The sequence below is a fragment of the Campylobacter geochelonis genome, from assembly GCF_013201685.1.
Taxonomy (GTDB): Bacteria; Campylobacterota; Campylobacteria; order Campylobacterales; family Campylobacteraceae; genus Campylobacter_B; species Campylobacter_B geochelonis.
In genome coordinates, this window is the sequence record NZ_CP053844.1 from 1,892,491 (window position 1) to 1,907,994 (window position 15,504).

Below are 15,504 nucleotides of genomic sequence, written 5' to 3' on the forward strand. Positions count from 1 at the left end.
CCTTTGTCTGATTTTGTAAAACGTGATTGTATAGAAATAATGCTTAAATAATACTTAAATTAAGTATATTTTAAACTTTTAGAATTTTTATTTCATCTTCAAGCAAATAAATAATATAAGCTTTAATAATTTTATCTTGATAAATCGCGCCCAAAGCCTCTTTGTAGCTTAAAACTTGCTCTTTGTTTTCTTCTATAAATTTTACGCTACTTTTATAATCAACCACGCAAATTTCGTTCTTTCCGACAAGCAAAACATCAAGTTGCTTTAACGCCCCATTTATCTTAAATGGAAGCTCTTTATAAATTTCTTTACCGGCTAAAATTTGGCTAAATTCAGCACTCTCTAATAACAAATTTACTCTTTTTTCTATCTGGATAAAGGCATTTTTATCAAGCGATTTTGCAAATTTGTTTTTGCTTTTTATCAAGGCGGTTTGAAGCGAGTTTTTATCAAATTTATCCAAACTCTCGAGTGTATAGTGAAGCGCTAAACCAAAATTTACACTGCCTAAATCAAGCTCTTGACTATCATCTTTTGTGCTATTTTCTTGAGGTGGAATTTGAGCTAAAGTTATGGTTTTTGGCTTATTTTTCTTAACGCTATTTTTTGTGTTGTATGGGATAAACTCTCCCTTTTCTTGCTCTTTTATATCTAAAAGAGGCTCTTTGACATCTTTTTTTAACACTATTTGATTAAAAAAGCTCTCTTTGCCCTCATCTGCTTCTTTGTTTTTTACTATTATTAGGCTGTGTTCTGCCCTAGTAAGCGCGACATAAAGCTTGTTTAAATCCTCTTCTTTGTTTAGCTCTTTTGACTTCTTAAGAAAATTTGCGTAGTTTTCATCGACATTTTCTCTGTATTTTTGCTTAAGCGCGATTTCCCATTTGTTCGCTGATACGTCGTATTCATAAACTATTTTGCTTCTATCGGTGTTTGATGAGCCAAATTTATCACACACGATAAGATGAGGAAACTGCAGCCCTTTTGACTTATGCACAGTCATTAGCTTCACTCCATCACCATCCTTGCTCGCGCTTAGCGTATCATCATCGCTAAAAACTAAATCTATGATGTTTGTATACTTTTTACTAAGTTCGATAAAATTTGTTATATCGGCGTTTGCTAAATTTATATCTAGCTTTTTTATAAGATAAAGCACGGTTTGGGTTGTAGTTTTTCTAAAATCGATTTGAAGTTTTGAGACATCTTTTTTTACTAAATTTTGAGTATTTAGCCTATAAATTTGCTCTCCTGTTAAACAAAATTTAGCATACTCTATCACAGCTCTTACAAATGGCGTATTAAAAAGCAGGTTCGCTCCCTCGCCACTTGCGTTTATATCTAGCGTTAAAAGCTCTTGTTTTATCTCATCTATATCTTTGTTTTTCCAGCAAAGTATGGTTATATCTGAACTTTGCGCGCCACTTTTTATAAGCTCATGCGCCTCTTTTGCAGCACTTTTTGCCACACTTTCATCGCTGTTTAAAACCTTGATAAAACCAGCATTTTTTGAGCTTGGATTTTGCGGGGTGTAGTCTTTGATTTTACCATCAAAAAGCTCGTTTACAAACTCAACTATCAAAGCATCGCTTCGGTAGTTGGTGTTTAGTTGTTGTAAATTAATCTGCTTATAATCAGCCATCAACTTATCAAAAAGCTCCTTTTTTGCCCCTCTAAATTTATATATACTTTGTTTTGTATCGCCCACATAAAAGAAGCTTCCAAGCCCATTTTGTCCATATCCTGCAAGAATTTCATCAATTAGCGGTTTTAGGATTTCATACTGAGTTATGTTTGTGTCTTGAAACTCATCAATTAAAAGGTGGTTTATCCTAGCATCAAGGCGAAAATAGAGCATTTGCGAGTTTTGTTTTTCAACTAAAAGCGTGTGAACAAATTTGGCTATATCGCTAAAGGTTAAAACATTTAAATTTCTGCTAATATCGCGTCTTGCATCTTTATAAATTTCTAAAATTTTACTAAGCTTTGATAGTTTATACTTTTCAAAATCAACACAATACTCCCTTAAAGCCTCTTTTAGCTCATCGAACATCACATCTAGCACTGGCTCATAAATTTTAGAGTAAGTTTTGTAATTAAGCGTATCTTTTGATAAAAATGATTTTTCTAAAACTTCTTGAGCTCTATTTGCTAAAAATGACTTAACGGCAGTATCTGAGCCATCTTTTTGGGTTGCAAATTTAGCTAAATTTGACATAATATCAAGAATATTATCATCGCTTGGAAGCAAGCAAGCTTCTAAAATTCCAAGTTTTCCTATGTTTTCATAGATATTTTCTAGGGTGTTAAAAAAATCATCTTGACTGTTTTGTGCTGATAAAATATAGCTTGCAAGCTCGTTTAAAAGCCCTTTTTCTTTAGAAATTTCATCTATGAATTTCTTCTTTGTAAGATTTTTTATCTCTTTATCTGACTCGACAGCAAAATTTGAATTAATCCCAAAATTTAGAGCAAAGCTTCTTAAAATCGATGAGAAAAACGCATCAAAGGTTGAAATTTTTAGATTTTCTTTTAAAAACTCATCTTGTAGCTCATCACGTTTTTTTATCACTTCGTTTGGGCTTAAATTTAGCATTTTGCAAAGCTCATTTAGCTTATATGGCTCTTTTTCAAACTCTAAAAACAAGGTTATGATTTTATCTTTCATCTCGTTTGCAGCCTTGTTTGTAAAGGTTAATGCCATGATTTGATTTGCTTTTACGCCACTTAAAATCAAAGCTACAAATCTAGCACTAAGCGCAAAGGTTTTTCCACTTCCAGCGCTTGCTTTTAGGGCTAAAAAGTTTTGCACTGCACGCTCCTTTTACAGATCAAAGTGTATGGACAAAAGTTGCAAATCCCAGTTTTTGTGGTTCTTTCAAACGTAATTTGCGTGTTTGAAATGTTTTTTAAGTCTTCTATAACACTTTGTAAATCTCTTGTTGTTTTTGCTGGACTTACTAGTTGCATTGTCGTTAAATTCAAATAGCAGCTTTGGCAGTTTTTATCTAAAAGCGCTTGGTAAAACGGTAGTTGCAATGAGTTTTTATCGCCACCGCTTAGTTTATAATCGATAATTTTATACTCCGTGCCATTAAAATCGAGTCTATCAAGATAGCCATGTATGTCAATGTCACAAAATTTAGAGTTTACTTTAAGCTCGCCATCTTTAAAAACCCAACCAGCAGCTTCAAACTCGCTCATCAAATTTGCAAATTTTTTAAAATTTAACAATGCCATGCAGATATCTAAGTCGTTTAAGCCAAACTCGTTTTTCACGCTAAGCAAGGCGTTTTCAAAGTTTTTAAGGCTGAAATTTATATCTTTTTTATAAGTTAAATAAAGACTTTTATGAAGCGCTGAGCCTAAGTTTTTAGCCTTTTCATCTTCATCTAATGGCTTTGCTGGACTAAGTTTTAAAATATACGCATAGGCATATTTTCTTGGACATTTTAAGTAGGTATCTAGTCTAGAAAATGACATAGAAGATGCGAAAAAATCATGCTCGAACACAAGTTTGTCATCATCTAAATTTAACTGCGAGCCACCGCTTTTAAACAAATTTAGATAATCCTCATCGCTATACTCATTATCTTTTTTATATTCAAACTCGCTTAAAAATCTTGAATGCAATTTCTCATCGCTATTATCATAACAAATGGCGACTTTTTGTGCCGATAAAATGGCATTTTTATAATAAGTCCGTTGTAAATTTTCTCTTTCTAAATAGCTTATAAGACCCGCTTTTTCTCTAACTTTTGAGTTTAAAAACAGCTCATTTACAGAGCGTTTTGGAACAAGCTCATCGTTAAAATTTGGTATGATAACTCCATCAAATTTCATACCACGCGATTCTAAAATCCCCATAACGCTTACTTTTCCACCACCTACATGCTCTACGCTTAAGCCGCTTATTAACATTAAAAATATCTCATAAATTTGGCTAAAACTCAAAGTAGAGTTTTGCATAAAAATTTCTATCTCATAGAGTGGATTTTCTAGGATTTTTGCAATTTTTGGCTCGTTTGATAGTTGTAAAATTTCATCAACTAACACTTTAAACTCATCGAATTTTGCCTCTTTATAAAAATTTATTTTTAACTTCTCATAAAGCTGTTTGTCAAAATTTACTGAATTTAAAAAAAGAGTGTCTTTATCGTAATTTTTAGCCTTGTTTATATAATCTTGCTCTAAATTTAGAGCTTTATCTTCTTTTAAATTTAGTACTACTTTTGAAAATATTTCATAAAAAAGAGTTTTAGTAAATGGCGTTCCCATAGCGAAATTTAGCATATTGTTAAAATCATACAGCTTTAAAAGCTCGCTAAATCCCTCATCTGGCAAAATCACAGCTATATTTTGAGCCTTTATGCCGCTATTTATAAATGTTGAAATTTTTTCAAAAATATAAGCACATTGCATACTTTGAGATGCTAGTCCTCTTACAAAAATTTCACTTTTTAAGCTTAAGTCTTGTTCGCTTTCTACTTCGTTTGTGCTTAAATTTAAACAGTATTCTTTGCCTTGCTTAAGCTTTAAATTTGATATGTTTTTTATAAATTTATGGTTAAATTTTGTTGTTTTAAAGATAAGTTTTAGCGTGGTTAGAGTCTTTATGCAAGATAAAATTTCTAGTTCAAATTCGCTTAAAATTCCATCTATATAGATAGTTATTTCATCGTTATCTTTTATAAAATTTTCATTTATCTTATACTCATCAACTATCGTTATATCATCGTAAAAACCAGCATTTTTTAGCTCAAATTTATAGTTACTTAAAAGCTCATCAAGTATGCTTAAATGCTCATCGTATTGCGCGTATGTGTCGCTTGTTTGAAGTGAGTTTATATCTTTTTTAGATATAGCAAGCTCTTTGAAAAATGAGAAAAGATACTCTTTGTTTTTTAAAAATGCAAAAAATTCGCTTGGAAAATTTAGACTAACTTGTAAATTTTTAGTCTTTACAACTGCTTTTTGCATAAATAAAATTCTATTTATCTCATCGCATTCTACTAAATTTGGTTGATACACGCACTCTTTAAAAAAGGCGTTTATAGTAGTTGTTTTTGGTAAAATTTCGTTATCAAATTTTTCCAAAAACGCTCGAATGCTCCTTGCAGTGGTAAATACAAAAAGCTCTTTTTTTATCATATCGCTAAGAGTTCAAATTTGTAAAATGCTGTTGAATCCCCATCGCTTAACTTAACCAAAAGTTGCCATCTGCCTTTTTTAGTCACACTAAATTCTTGCGTTTTTAACACGCCATTTTCAAATTTAGCATCTAGTTTTTTATCAAATTCATTTGTTTCTGGTCTAGTTAGTAGAATTTCACTAGTTAAATTTGGCAAATTTTCTGCTGTTTTTGAAACTATTTTTATGTCTGCTTCAGACTTTTTGTTTAAATTTATATCTTTTGGAAGTAAAGCTACGTCAAATTTAGACTCAAATTTAGCCTGTGATTTTTGAATTTCGTTGTAGTTTCTATCTACTTTATCGTAACTTTCAAGATAAAAGCTGTCCATATGAACTGGATAATCAAGCGAAAAGATAACAGTCGCCACACATGCTACAACGATAGCTCCTATAGAAAGAAGTATTCCATAAGGCCAAAATGTCTTTTTACTGCTGTTTGTTTGCATTTTTCTTTCTCAACCTTTTATAATATAATCCGCTAAGTATAACTAAAACTATCGAACCATAAACAAACACTCTTATCACATCAAGAACGATTCTGTTGGTGTTGCCAACTGCGTTTTCTAACTCGATGTTTTTGCTTTTTGCTATGCGTTCAGCCACATCTGCATATCCGTTAAACAAAGCTGGGTTGTAAGGATCGCTTCCTTTTTTAACCGAAACGATAATGGGTATGATGCTTCCACTGCTTGGATATGGGCTTAAAACTGCCTCTTTATCAAACTCAACATCGCCATTTGTAAAAATATCAACTTTTTGCTCATCTACTGCTAAAAGTATAAAAGCGTATGGTTGTTTTAAATTTTTACTAAGTTGTTCAGCTTTTTCTTTAAGTGTAAGTCCGTTTAGGCTCTTAACTGCGGCAACTTCTAAAGCAACGCCAGTTTTTTGATATAGTTCATCTCCTATGATTTGCATTTCTGAGATTGTTTTATCAAGTAAAATAGAGTCATTTTCTAAAACTATGCTTTGTGCATTAATGTGCGTAAATAAAAAAAGGGTGCTAAAAATAGCACCCATGATATATCTTTTCAATTGCGATTAACCTATAAAAAGATGATTAGGCGTAAGAACCGCCCATGCACATACTATAGCGCTTACGATAAGCCCTAATAAGATGATTGCTTCTAAAGCTTTTGACATGATTCCATCCCCCTTATTTCTTTATAACCATAACATCATTAGCGGTCTTAACATCTGTTTTCATAGGCACGCTAGTAAGGTTATCTAAAGTATATGGCTTATCTGCAACTTGCTGTTGTGCTTTAATACCCCAGATAGTCAAGCCAACTAGTATAGCAATAAGTAAAACAGTAGCTATAAGCATACCTGTAACTCCATGTATACTAAATACACTTCTATTATTGTTTTCCATCTTTTAACTCCTATCTGTTTTTAGATAAAGATATGACATATTCGCCAACTGCACGTTTTTGAACATCTGTTAATCTTCCATCATTAAATGCAGGCATTTCACCTATTAAACCGTGTTTACCTTTAGCTAAAACATCTACAACAAAATTTAGTGAGCCGTATTTAGTAAGATCTGGAGCTTGTCCGTCCATTCCTTTACCATCATCGCCATGACACGCTGCACAAACACCCCATTGAGCGCGTCCTTCTTCAACTAAGCTTTCATTTGCTGTAGTTTTTATAGCAGAAATTTCTTTAGCGACAAATGCAGCTATAGCTTTTGCGCTATTTGTATCTACCATATCAGCCGGCATTTCGCCTAGTGGATAGTTCATACCTTTTGAACCTTTTACAATAGCATCAAGTATTCCAGCTTCACTACCCCAAATCTCTAAATTTGCAGCTTTTCCATCTATACCATTTCCTGTTATGCCATGGCATTGAGAACATTGAACAAGGTAAATTCCCTCGCCCATAGCATGTAGGGTTTGTTGATCTGGGTTTGCAAATTTAGACTCAAATTTAGCATTATATGCTTTTACCTCATCATTATACTCGCCAACTTGTGAGTATGAATTTAAAGGATAGCCAACTAAAAAGTAGTATAAAGCCCATACTATCAAAGCTATATATGATAAAGCCCAACCAACTGGTAGTGAGTTTTTATATTCACCTATACCATCATAGCTTTCACCAGACATCTCCGACTCGCTACTAGTTCTTTTCTCCTTCATCTTCTTCATATATAAGCCGACAATAACGAAGGTAAGAACAAGTAGAGCAATAGCGCTCAAGATGGTGAGCATGTTTATGTTATCTTGTAAATTAAACCATTTCATTTTCTAAATTCCTTTTTGGTATTATCATTATCTTGAGAAGGTACAGACTCTAAAACTTCATCTTCCAAGCTGTCATCAAGAGCTAGTTTGCCATACTTCTCGTAATTTCTACGACCAGTTTTTTCTGACTTATATAAATGATAGTAGTAGGCATAAAGCCCTATAGATAAAGATACTATCAAAATAAAGTAGCCGTAAGCTTGTAACTCTCTCATAGTTTCTATACTCATCTCAAAATCCTTTTATTTCAAGCTGTTTAAGTATGCGATGATAGCGACAATCTGTCTAATTTCACCTCTAGCAAACGCATCTTTAACATCTTGATCTTTCATTTGATCTACAATAACCTTAGCTTCTGCCATAACTTGAGCTTTAGATTCATCCCAAGTTCCAAGCTTTGGCATACCCTCTTTATCATAAGGAACGTTGAAGGCTTTTTTAACAGTTAATGCTTCTGCATAAGCTGTTTCTATGTCTGCATTTTTCTTAAACATATGAGTATATGCAGGCATAATGCTTCCTGGTACAACAGATACAGGATCTTTCATGTGATTTTCATGCCAATCTGTAGTTCTGTAGTTTCCTACACGCATAAGATCTGGACCTGTTCTTTTTGAACCCCATAAAAATGGTCTATCATAAGCAAATTCGCCACTTTTTGAATAAGCACCATATCTATCAGTTTCTGATTTGAATGGTCTAATTAACTGTGAGTGACACGCATTACAGCTATCGCTGATATAGACATGTCTACCTGAAAGTTGCAACACACTATACGGTTTTTTACCCTCAATCGGTCTAGCGCTATCGGCAAAATCAGGTAAGATTTCAACGATACCAGCATAAGCAATTACTATAAATAAAAACACCGCAAAAAAGAATGGATTTTTTTCTAACCAACTAAACATTACATATCCTCCTTATTAAGCTGCCATAGGTGAAGCATTTTGCGGCTCTTTTTCAACCACTTTGCTTGACGAGAAAGATTTAACCATGTTATATGTAAACATGAAAAATCCTATTAGATATAAAAGACCACCTATTGCTCTAATCCAGTAGTAAGGTACAAGCACGGTTACAGTATCGATAAATGAATAAGCAAGGTTACCATACTCATCTGTTGCTCTCCACATCATACCTTGAGTAATTCCTGCTATCCACATAGATGCAAAGAATAAAACTATACCTGTAGTTTGAATCCAAAATTGTGCTTCCATTAAAGATTTAGAATAAATCTCTCTTTTAAACATTCTTGGAACCATATGATACATTGCTGCAATTGTCATAAATCCAACCCAGCCAAGTGTTCCATCATGAACGTGTCCTGGAATCCAGTCTGTAAAGTGCGCTAGAGCATTTACTGATTTAATTGAAAGAATTGGTCCTTCAAGAGTTGAGAACATATAGAAAGTTGTTGCTAGAACCATAAATTTAATTAGCGGATTGTCTCTTAGTTGATTCCACTCGCCTTTCATGGTTAAAAGCATGTTAATACCTGAACCCCATGATGGTAAAATCAATACAACTGAGAAAACTGAACCCATAGTTTGAACCCAGTCAGGAACTGTTGAATATATCAAGTGGTGTCCGCCAGCCCATAGGTAAACAAACATTAAGCTCCAAAATGAGAAAAGTGAAAGTTTATATGAGTAAACTGCTTGTCCACTCTCTTTTGGTAAGAAGTAGTAAACTTGAGCTAAAATTCCAACTGTGAAAACAAAAGCAACAGCGTTGTGTCCCCACCACCATTGAACTAAAGCGTCATTTGTTCCAGCATACATAGATACTGAGTGAAGCCAGCTGCCCATGCCTGTTAGAAGACGAGTTGGGATTTCCATGTTGTTGAAAAGATAAAGCATAGCTATTCCAAGGAATGTAGCCATATAATACCAAAGTGAGATATAGATAGTTTTTTCTCTTCTTATTCCGATAAGTCCAAAGATACTAACTCCCCATAAAACCCAAACAACAACAACTAAGATGTCGATTGGCCACTCTAGTTCAGCATACTCTTTTGAAGTTGTAACACCAGCAAAAAGGCTAACAACTGCTAGAAGTATAACTACAACATACAACCAAAAATGAAGTTTTCCAATAAACATCAAAAACTTCGACTCACTCATGGAAACTTTTAAAACTCTTTGTCCTAAATAGTACCATGTGGAAAAAATTCCAGACAACATAAACCCATAAACCACACCATTGGTATGAAGTGGTCTTAAACGACTAAAAGTTGAATACTCACCAGCTAAATAGTTCAGATCAGGGTATGCAAGTTGAAAAGCCAAAACAACGCCTATCAACATACCGATGATTCCGAATACAAGGGTAGTATACATAAAGTATTTTGCAACTGTATAATCGTAACTTAACGCATCTCCAGGTCGCATCTAAACCTCCTATGTAAAAATTTGATATCTATCTTTCATATAAACAAAAAATAATTGTGTAATTATAATGTTATTTTGCTAGATTTATTCTTAATTAGATTATTTTTGTATTAATTACGAATTTAACTTCTATTGCAAAACTTCGATTTTATATCCGAGTCCTGGAACATTTTTTATCATATCAGCCCCAACCTTGTCTCTAACACGCTTTATAAATGTCCGTATAGCCGCGTCACTGGCCTTTTCGCCTATCCAGACATTTGTCTTAATATCTTCGTGCAGAACAAGCGTTCCAAGCCGATTTATAAGTAAAGATATAAAAGCTAGTTCTTTTTTTGTTAATGCTATCTCTTTGTTATCTTTTAAAAGAACTTTTTTTACTTGACTAAAAACATATCCATCAGCAAGCACTATATCGCCTAAAGCATCAATTTTATTTTTAGCAAGAGTCTCTATAGCGACAAGCAATTCATCCATATCTATAGGTTTTAAAAGATATTTATCTATACCAACATCAATAGCTTTTAAAAGTTTATCTTTATCGCTAAATGCGCTTAGAGCGATAATTGGTGTATTTGGGGAAATTTTCTTTAAATTTTTAGTCATATCAAGACCATCCATAATAGGCATAGCAATATCTGTTATAACCATATTTGGGTTAAATTTTCTAAATTTCTTAACCCCTTCATCGCCATTTTGCGCAGTTATAACATCGCTAAAAACATATCTCATAGCCTCTGCCATAGACTCTCGAATATCCTTTTCATCTTCTACGATTAAAATTTTTAAATCTTTAAGTACTACGCCGCTCATATCATACCTCCTTGCAAATAGGCAATTTTATACTAAAACTTACGCCATTTTTTAAATTTTTAACATCAATGTCTCCACCCATACGCTCTAATATCATCTTGTTTATATACAAGCCCAGTCCAGTTCCGCTACTTGGGTGTTTTGTAGTAAAATACGGTTCGAAAATTTTATCTAAATTCTCTTTTTCTATCTGTTTTCCGCTATTAAAAATCGAAACTATAACATAATTTGTAGATTTTTGTATAGACACTACAAGTTTTTTATCTTTTATAGGGGTTTCTTTCATAGCATCTTTTGCGTTTGTAAAAAGGTTCATAAAAACTTGCGATAGTTCGCTTTTAAATCCTGAAATTTCCACATCTTTTTTATTAACTAAATCAAAATTTATACTCTCTTTTTTAAAAGTTCCTCTAAGCATAGTAAAAGCGTCATTTACTGCTTCGCTTATGAAAAATAGCTCTTTTTCTTTATCGGATTTAAAGAAATTTCTAAAATCATCAATCGTCTTTGACATATTTTTTATAACGATTTTTGCATGCTCATAAATAGCAACAAAGCTCTCTTTATCATCAATTTGTTGCTTCATCTTAAACAGATCAATTCCAAGCTCGCTTAGCGGTTGTCTCCACTGATGAGCGATATTTCCTATCATCTCTCCCATGCTTGCAAGGCGAGATTGTTGGAATAATAGCTTGTTTTTCTCTTCGTTTTTATTAACTTCTAAAGCGATTCTTTCTTCAAGGCTTTTATTTAACTCTATAAGCTCTTTTGTTTGGTCTAAAACCTTTTCTTCAAGCGATAAATTTAGCTCTTTTAGCTCATTTCTTGCCGCTAACAATCTTTCATTTAATACAACAACTTCAGTAACGTTGTGTCTAATAGCAACAAACTCTTCGATCTCTCCATCTTCATCTAAAATCGGTATAATCGTCGCATTTAAGTAAAAAACGCTTCCATCTTTAGCTAAATTTTTAATAATTCCCTTATAAACCTTTTTAGATAAAATCGTGTTCCACATGCATCTAAAAACTTTTGGATTAACATCTGGATGGCGAACGATATTGTGGTTTGAGCCGATTAATTCCTCTTTTGAGTATTTGCTTATGTTGCAAAACTCATCATTAACAAAGGTTATATAGCCCTTTACATCGGTTTTTGAAACAATATTACTAGCATCGATTGCATCTTGATACTGTTTTAGTCTTCGCTCATTTCTATCCATTTGTCGCCTCAAATCCTAAATATGCATTATAAATTCCAAAAGCTATTATTAAAATAGCTGAAATGTATAGCATAATCTGTTTAAGCTTTAAATTTAATAAATTTGTAACAAAAGATAGTCCAAGCATAGATGGTATAGTAGAAATTCCAAAAATAACCATGATAAAAGCTCCTTTTATGGCACTTCCTGACATTATCGCCATCGCTAAAAAAGTATAGACAACTCCACATGGTAAAAAACCATTTAAAAAACCAAGTAAAACAAAAGAGCCAAAAGAACTCTCTTGCATAGCAAATTTGGTTGGTTTTGCAAAGAATTTTTTCCAAATTTTATCATTTTCTATAAATTTTAAAAGCTCTCCGCGTTTGATTAAAGCAACTCCTAAAACTACCAAAAAAAGCCCTATAGCAAATTTAACATATCCCATTATCTGACTACTAAAGGCAAAAATCGAGCCAAAATATCCAGCTATAAATCCAAGCAAAACATAAGCAAAAACTCTTGATATATGAAAAGAGAGCGAGTAGTAAAATGCCTCGAATTTAGACTTTTTTGCTAACTTTACGCTATATGCCATCACAAACCCACCGCACATCCCAAGGCAGTGTCCAAAGCTTAAGAAAAAAGCCATCGGAACTATGTTCAGTGCGGTCTGGTAAAGGCTCATAATAACTCTAAAAATTCTTTAAAGATATACTTACTCTCATTTGGTCCAGAGCTTGCTTCTGGGTGGTGCTGTACTGAAAATGCTGGAGCATTTTTGTATCTTACACCTTCAATTGTCCCATCAAAAAGATTTCTATGTGTGATTTCGCAAATCTCACAAATCTCTTCAGGAACGTTATAGTTGTGGTTTTGAGTAGTAACTTCTATGCTTTTAGTTTGTAAATTTTGAACTGGATGGTTCGCGCCATGTTGTCCAAATTTAAGCCTGTATGTCTCAAAACCAGCCGCGTTACTTAAAAGCTGATGTCCAAGGCAAATTCCAAACATCGGAATTTTAGCTTCTAAAAGTTTTTTTATCTGCTCTATTTCATTTTTAAGCATTTTTGGCTCACCTGGGCCATTTGATAAAAATACCCCATGAATCTCGCCATTTTTAAATTTATCTATTAAAAAATCAGCCTTTGTATCGTGCGGATATACCGTGACTTCAAGCCCGATTTCGCATAGTTCATTTAAGATATTTTTTTTCACTCCATAATCAATTACCGCGACTTTTTTACCATTTGGTTTAAATGGCGAGTATGATAAAGTATTTGGGTTCCATGAGCCGTGCTTGTGCTCATAAACGCTTTTTGTGCTTACTACGCCAACGTAATCTACCTCATCGATTTTAGATGAGCTAAGCAAAGCTTGTTTTAAACTCTCTTTATCGCTAATTTCAGTTGAAACAAAAGCTCGTAAATTCCCCTCATCTCTAAGCATTTTAGTAAGATATCTTGTATCTATGTCGTAAACGCAAAATTTACCCTGCTCTATAAAAAACTGCTCTAAATTTTTCTGGCTTCTAAAATTTGATGGTTTGTTGTTAAATTTCCTTATAAAAGCTCCGCTTGCGTGGATTTTGCGACTTTCCATATCTTCGCTATTTACCCCAACTATACCGATTTCTGGCATGGTAAATACGATAAACTGTCCAGCATAACTTGGATCACTCATAATCTCTTGATATCCAGTCATCGAAGTATTAAAAATCATCTCGCCAAAAACACTTCCACCTTTTCCAAAGGCTTTTGCCTCAAGATAGACTCCGTTTTCAAGATAAATATATGCTTTCATACTCTTCATCAAAACATTCCTCGTCTTTTTAACTCATCTTCATAGTATCGCTCAAAAGTCAAATCATACTCTTCAGTGCCAGCTATAAGCTTTTTGCTTAGATTATCTATCTTGTCGATAACCGCATCTTCGATATCTTCATAACTCTTTAAATATCCTTCGATGGATAGATATATGACGTTTTTAGCTCTGTTTTCAGAAACTTTATAATCAATTAAATTTCTTTTCCATGAAACCTCTAAAATTTTGTGCGAAAGGCTGTTGTATCTATCTTCGTGGTTTAAGATAAGCCCACTCTCTTCTGCAAGGCGCTTTTTAACGAGCCAAAACATACTTTTTTTATCCACTTGCATGATATGCATATCTTCGCTTTTATCATCTAAAATTTCATTTACTTTCTCATCTAAGGCTCTCTCTTTTGCAACATCTTCTCGCAAAATTTCATCTGCTACTTGGGCAACAGATTCAATACCACTACTAAATGTTATAAAGCCCGAATTTAACATATCTATAGCGATTTTACGCGAGATATATGGAATATGTGGTAATCTTATACGCATTTAAACCCTTTCTTCTAAATTTATACCAAATTTATCTTATAATCGTATCTTTTCTCTCTGGGCTTGTTGATATATATCCAACTTTTACTCCAGTTAGCTCTTCTATTTTTTCTATATATTTTCTTGCATTTAGCGGCAAGTTTTCATACTTATCTATACCAACTACGCTATCCCAACCATCAAACACTTCATAAACTGGTTTAACTCCATCTAAATTTGTTGGGAAGTAGTCGATTATCTCGCCACTTTCTAGTTGATAGGCGGTGCAAATTTTTATCTCATCAAATCCATCTAAAACATCGATTTTCATCAATGCAAATTTATCTAGCCCGTTTAATCTAGCCGCGTATTTAACAGCAACAGCGTCAAACCAACCACATCTTCTTTTTCTGCCAGTAGTCGTGCCATACTCTTTTCCTATTTCGCACATCTTATCGCCCATTTGACCTAAATCCTCAGTCGGGAATGGCCCATGTCCAACTCTTGTGCTATAAGCTTTAAGTATTCCTATAACTTCGCCTATGTTTTTTGGATTTAACCCAAGACCTACGCAAGCTCCAGCCGCAATCGTGCTTGAACTTGTTACATATGGATATGTTCCATTATCAACATCTAAAAGCGTGCCTTGAGCGCCTTCAAGCAAGATTTTTTTGTTATCATCTATAGCTTTCCAAACGATTCTTGTAGTATCGGCGATGTATTTTCCTAATTTGTCTTTATACTCTTTTAAACTTGATAAAATTTCATCTTCTTTAGGAATTTCAATGCCTAATGTTTTAAAAACATATTTATGTGCTTCAAAATTTTCCATCAAGCTCTTACAAAGCAATTCTGGCTCAAGCAACTCGCCCATTCTATGACCTGTTCGGCTGATTTTTTCAGCATAGCAAGGTCCGATACCTTTGCCTGTAGTTCCGATGGCGTTTTTGCCTTTTAGTTTTTCGTTTGCTTGATCGATTAGTGAGTGATACTCTAAATTTAAATGAGCTCTATCGCTTATAAAAAGCCTACCTGTTAAATCCTCAAATTGGCTCAACTCTTTTATTAAAACTTCTGGGTTTACTACAACTCCAGTTCCTATGATATTTATTATATTTTTATGCAAAACTCCACTTGGAACAAGATGAAGTGCGTATTTTACGCCATCAACCCATATAGTATGACCTGCGTTGTGTCCGCCTGCGCTTCTACAAACATAATCATAATTTCCAGAAAGCATATCAACTATCTTTCCCTTGCCTTCATCTCCCCATTGAGATCCAACTACTAAATCAACCTTACTCATAACT

At 33.6% G+C, this 15,504-nt stretch carries 15 protein-coding genes; all 15 read right to left on the minus strand.

The window, feature by feature from the left end; genetic code table 11:
• Nucleotides 1–70: 70 nt before the first annotated feature.
• Nucleotides 71–2,815 carry a RecB-like helicase gene (locus tag CGEO_RS08670; RefSeq protein WP_075540210.1) on the minus strand — a complete coding sequence of 915 codons (2,745 nt, stop codon included), beginning with the start codon at nt 2,813–2,815 and terminating at the stop codon, nt 71–73.
• Nucleotides 2,800–5,100 (minus strand): PD-(D/E)XK nuclease family protein, encoded by a 2,301-nt coding sequence (locus CGEO_RS08675; RefSeq protein ID WP_075531859.1) that lies wholly within the window; start codon nt 5,098–5,100, stop codon nt 2,800–2,802. Before CGEO_RS08675 ends, CGEO_RS08670 begins: the two co-directional genes overlap by 16 nt.
• 50 nt (nt 5,101–5,150) lie before the next feature.
• Complete coding sequence (locus CGEO_RS08680; protein WP_075493166.1) at nt 5,151–5,642, minus strand: FixH family protein; 492 nt, start codon at nt 5,640–5,642, stop codon at nt 5,151–5,153.
• A complete protein-coding gene (locus CGEO_RS08685) occupies nt 5,623–6,231 on the minus strand; it encodes a TPM domain-containing protein (RefSeq protein ID WP_075540209.1) in 609 nt (202 codons plus the stop codon). The genes CGEO_RS08680 and CGEO_RS08685 overlap by 20 nt, the downstream gene beginning before the upstream one ends.
• Before the next feature lie 121 nt (nt 6,232–6,352).
• Nucleotides 6,353–6,571 (minus strand): DUF4006 family protein, encoded by a 219-nt coding sequence (locus CGEO_RS08690; protein ID WP_075493164.1) that lies wholly within the window; start codon nt 6,569–6,571, stop codon nt 6,353–6,355.
• Between the two features lie 10 nt (nt 6,572–6,581).
• Nucleotides 6,582–7,448, minus strand: coding sequence for a c-type cytochrome (locus CGEO_RS08695; RefSeq protein WP_075493163.1), 867 nt, complete (start codon nt 7,446–7,448; stop codon nt 6,582–6,584).
• Nucleotides 7,445–7,678 (minus strand): cytochrome c oxidase, cbb3-type, CcoQ subunit, encoded by a 234-nt coding sequence (locus CGEO_RS08700; protein WP_075493162.1) that lies wholly within the window; start codon nt 7,676–7,678, stop codon nt 7,445–7,447. Before CGEO_RS08700 ends, CGEO_RS08695 begins: the two co-directional genes overlap by 4 nt.
• Before the next feature lie 12 nt (nt 7,679–7,690).
• A complete protein-coding gene (gene ccoO / locus CGEO_RS08705; protein WP_075493161.1) occupies nt 7,691–8,356 on the minus strand; it encodes a cytochrome-c oxidase, cbb3-type subunit II in 666 nt (221 codons plus the stop codon).
• 15 nt (nt 8,357–8,371) lie between these two features.
• Entirely contained in the window at nt 8,372–9,838 is a 1,467-nt protein-coding gene (gene ccoN / locus CGEO_RS08710) for a cytochrome-c oxidase, cbb3-type subunit I (RefSeq protein ID WP_075493160.1), read from the minus strand.
• Nucleotides 9,839–9,967: 129 nt separating this feature from the next.
• Entirely contained in the window at nt 9,968–10,651 is a 684-nt protein-coding gene (locus CGEO_RS08715) for a response regulator transcription factor (RefSeq protein WP_075493159.1), read from the minus strand.
• 1 nt (nt 10,652) lies between these two features.
• Complete coding sequence (locus CGEO_RS08720) at nt 10,653–11,873, minus strand: PAS domain-containing sensor histidine kinase (RefSeq protein ID WP_075493158.1); 1,221 nt, start codon at nt 11,871–11,873, stop codon at nt 10,653–10,655.
• Complete coding sequence (locus CGEO_RS08725; protein WP_075493157.1) at nt 11,866–12,540, minus strand: sulfite exporter TauE/SafE family protein; 675 nt, start codon at nt 12,538–12,540, stop codon at nt 11,866–11,868. Before CGEO_RS08725 ends, CGEO_RS08720 begins: the two co-directional genes overlap by 8 nt.
• On the minus strand, nt 12,537–13,655 hold the full coding sequence (gene carA / locus CGEO_RS08730; protein WP_075493219.1) for a glutamine-hydrolyzing carbamoyl-phosphate synthase small subunit: 1,119 nt from the start codon (nt 13,653–13,655) through the stop codon (nt 12,537–12,539). Before carA ends, CGEO_RS08725 begins: the two co-directional genes overlap by 4 nt.
• Before the next feature lie 8 nt (nt 13,656–13,663).
• Complete coding sequence (locus tag CGEO_RS08735; RefSeq protein WP_075493156.1) at nt 13,664–14,215, minus strand: DUF507 family protein; 552 nt, start codon at nt 14,213–14,215, stop codon at nt 13,664–13,666.
• 31 nt (nt 14,216–14,246) lie between these two features.
• Nucleotides 14,247–15,500, minus strand: coding sequence for an adenylosuccinate synthase (locus CGEO_RS08740; protein WP_075540208.1), 1,254 nt, complete (start codon nt 15,498–15,500; stop codon nt 14,247–14,249).
• Nucleotides 15,501–15,504: the final 4 nt, after the last annotated feature.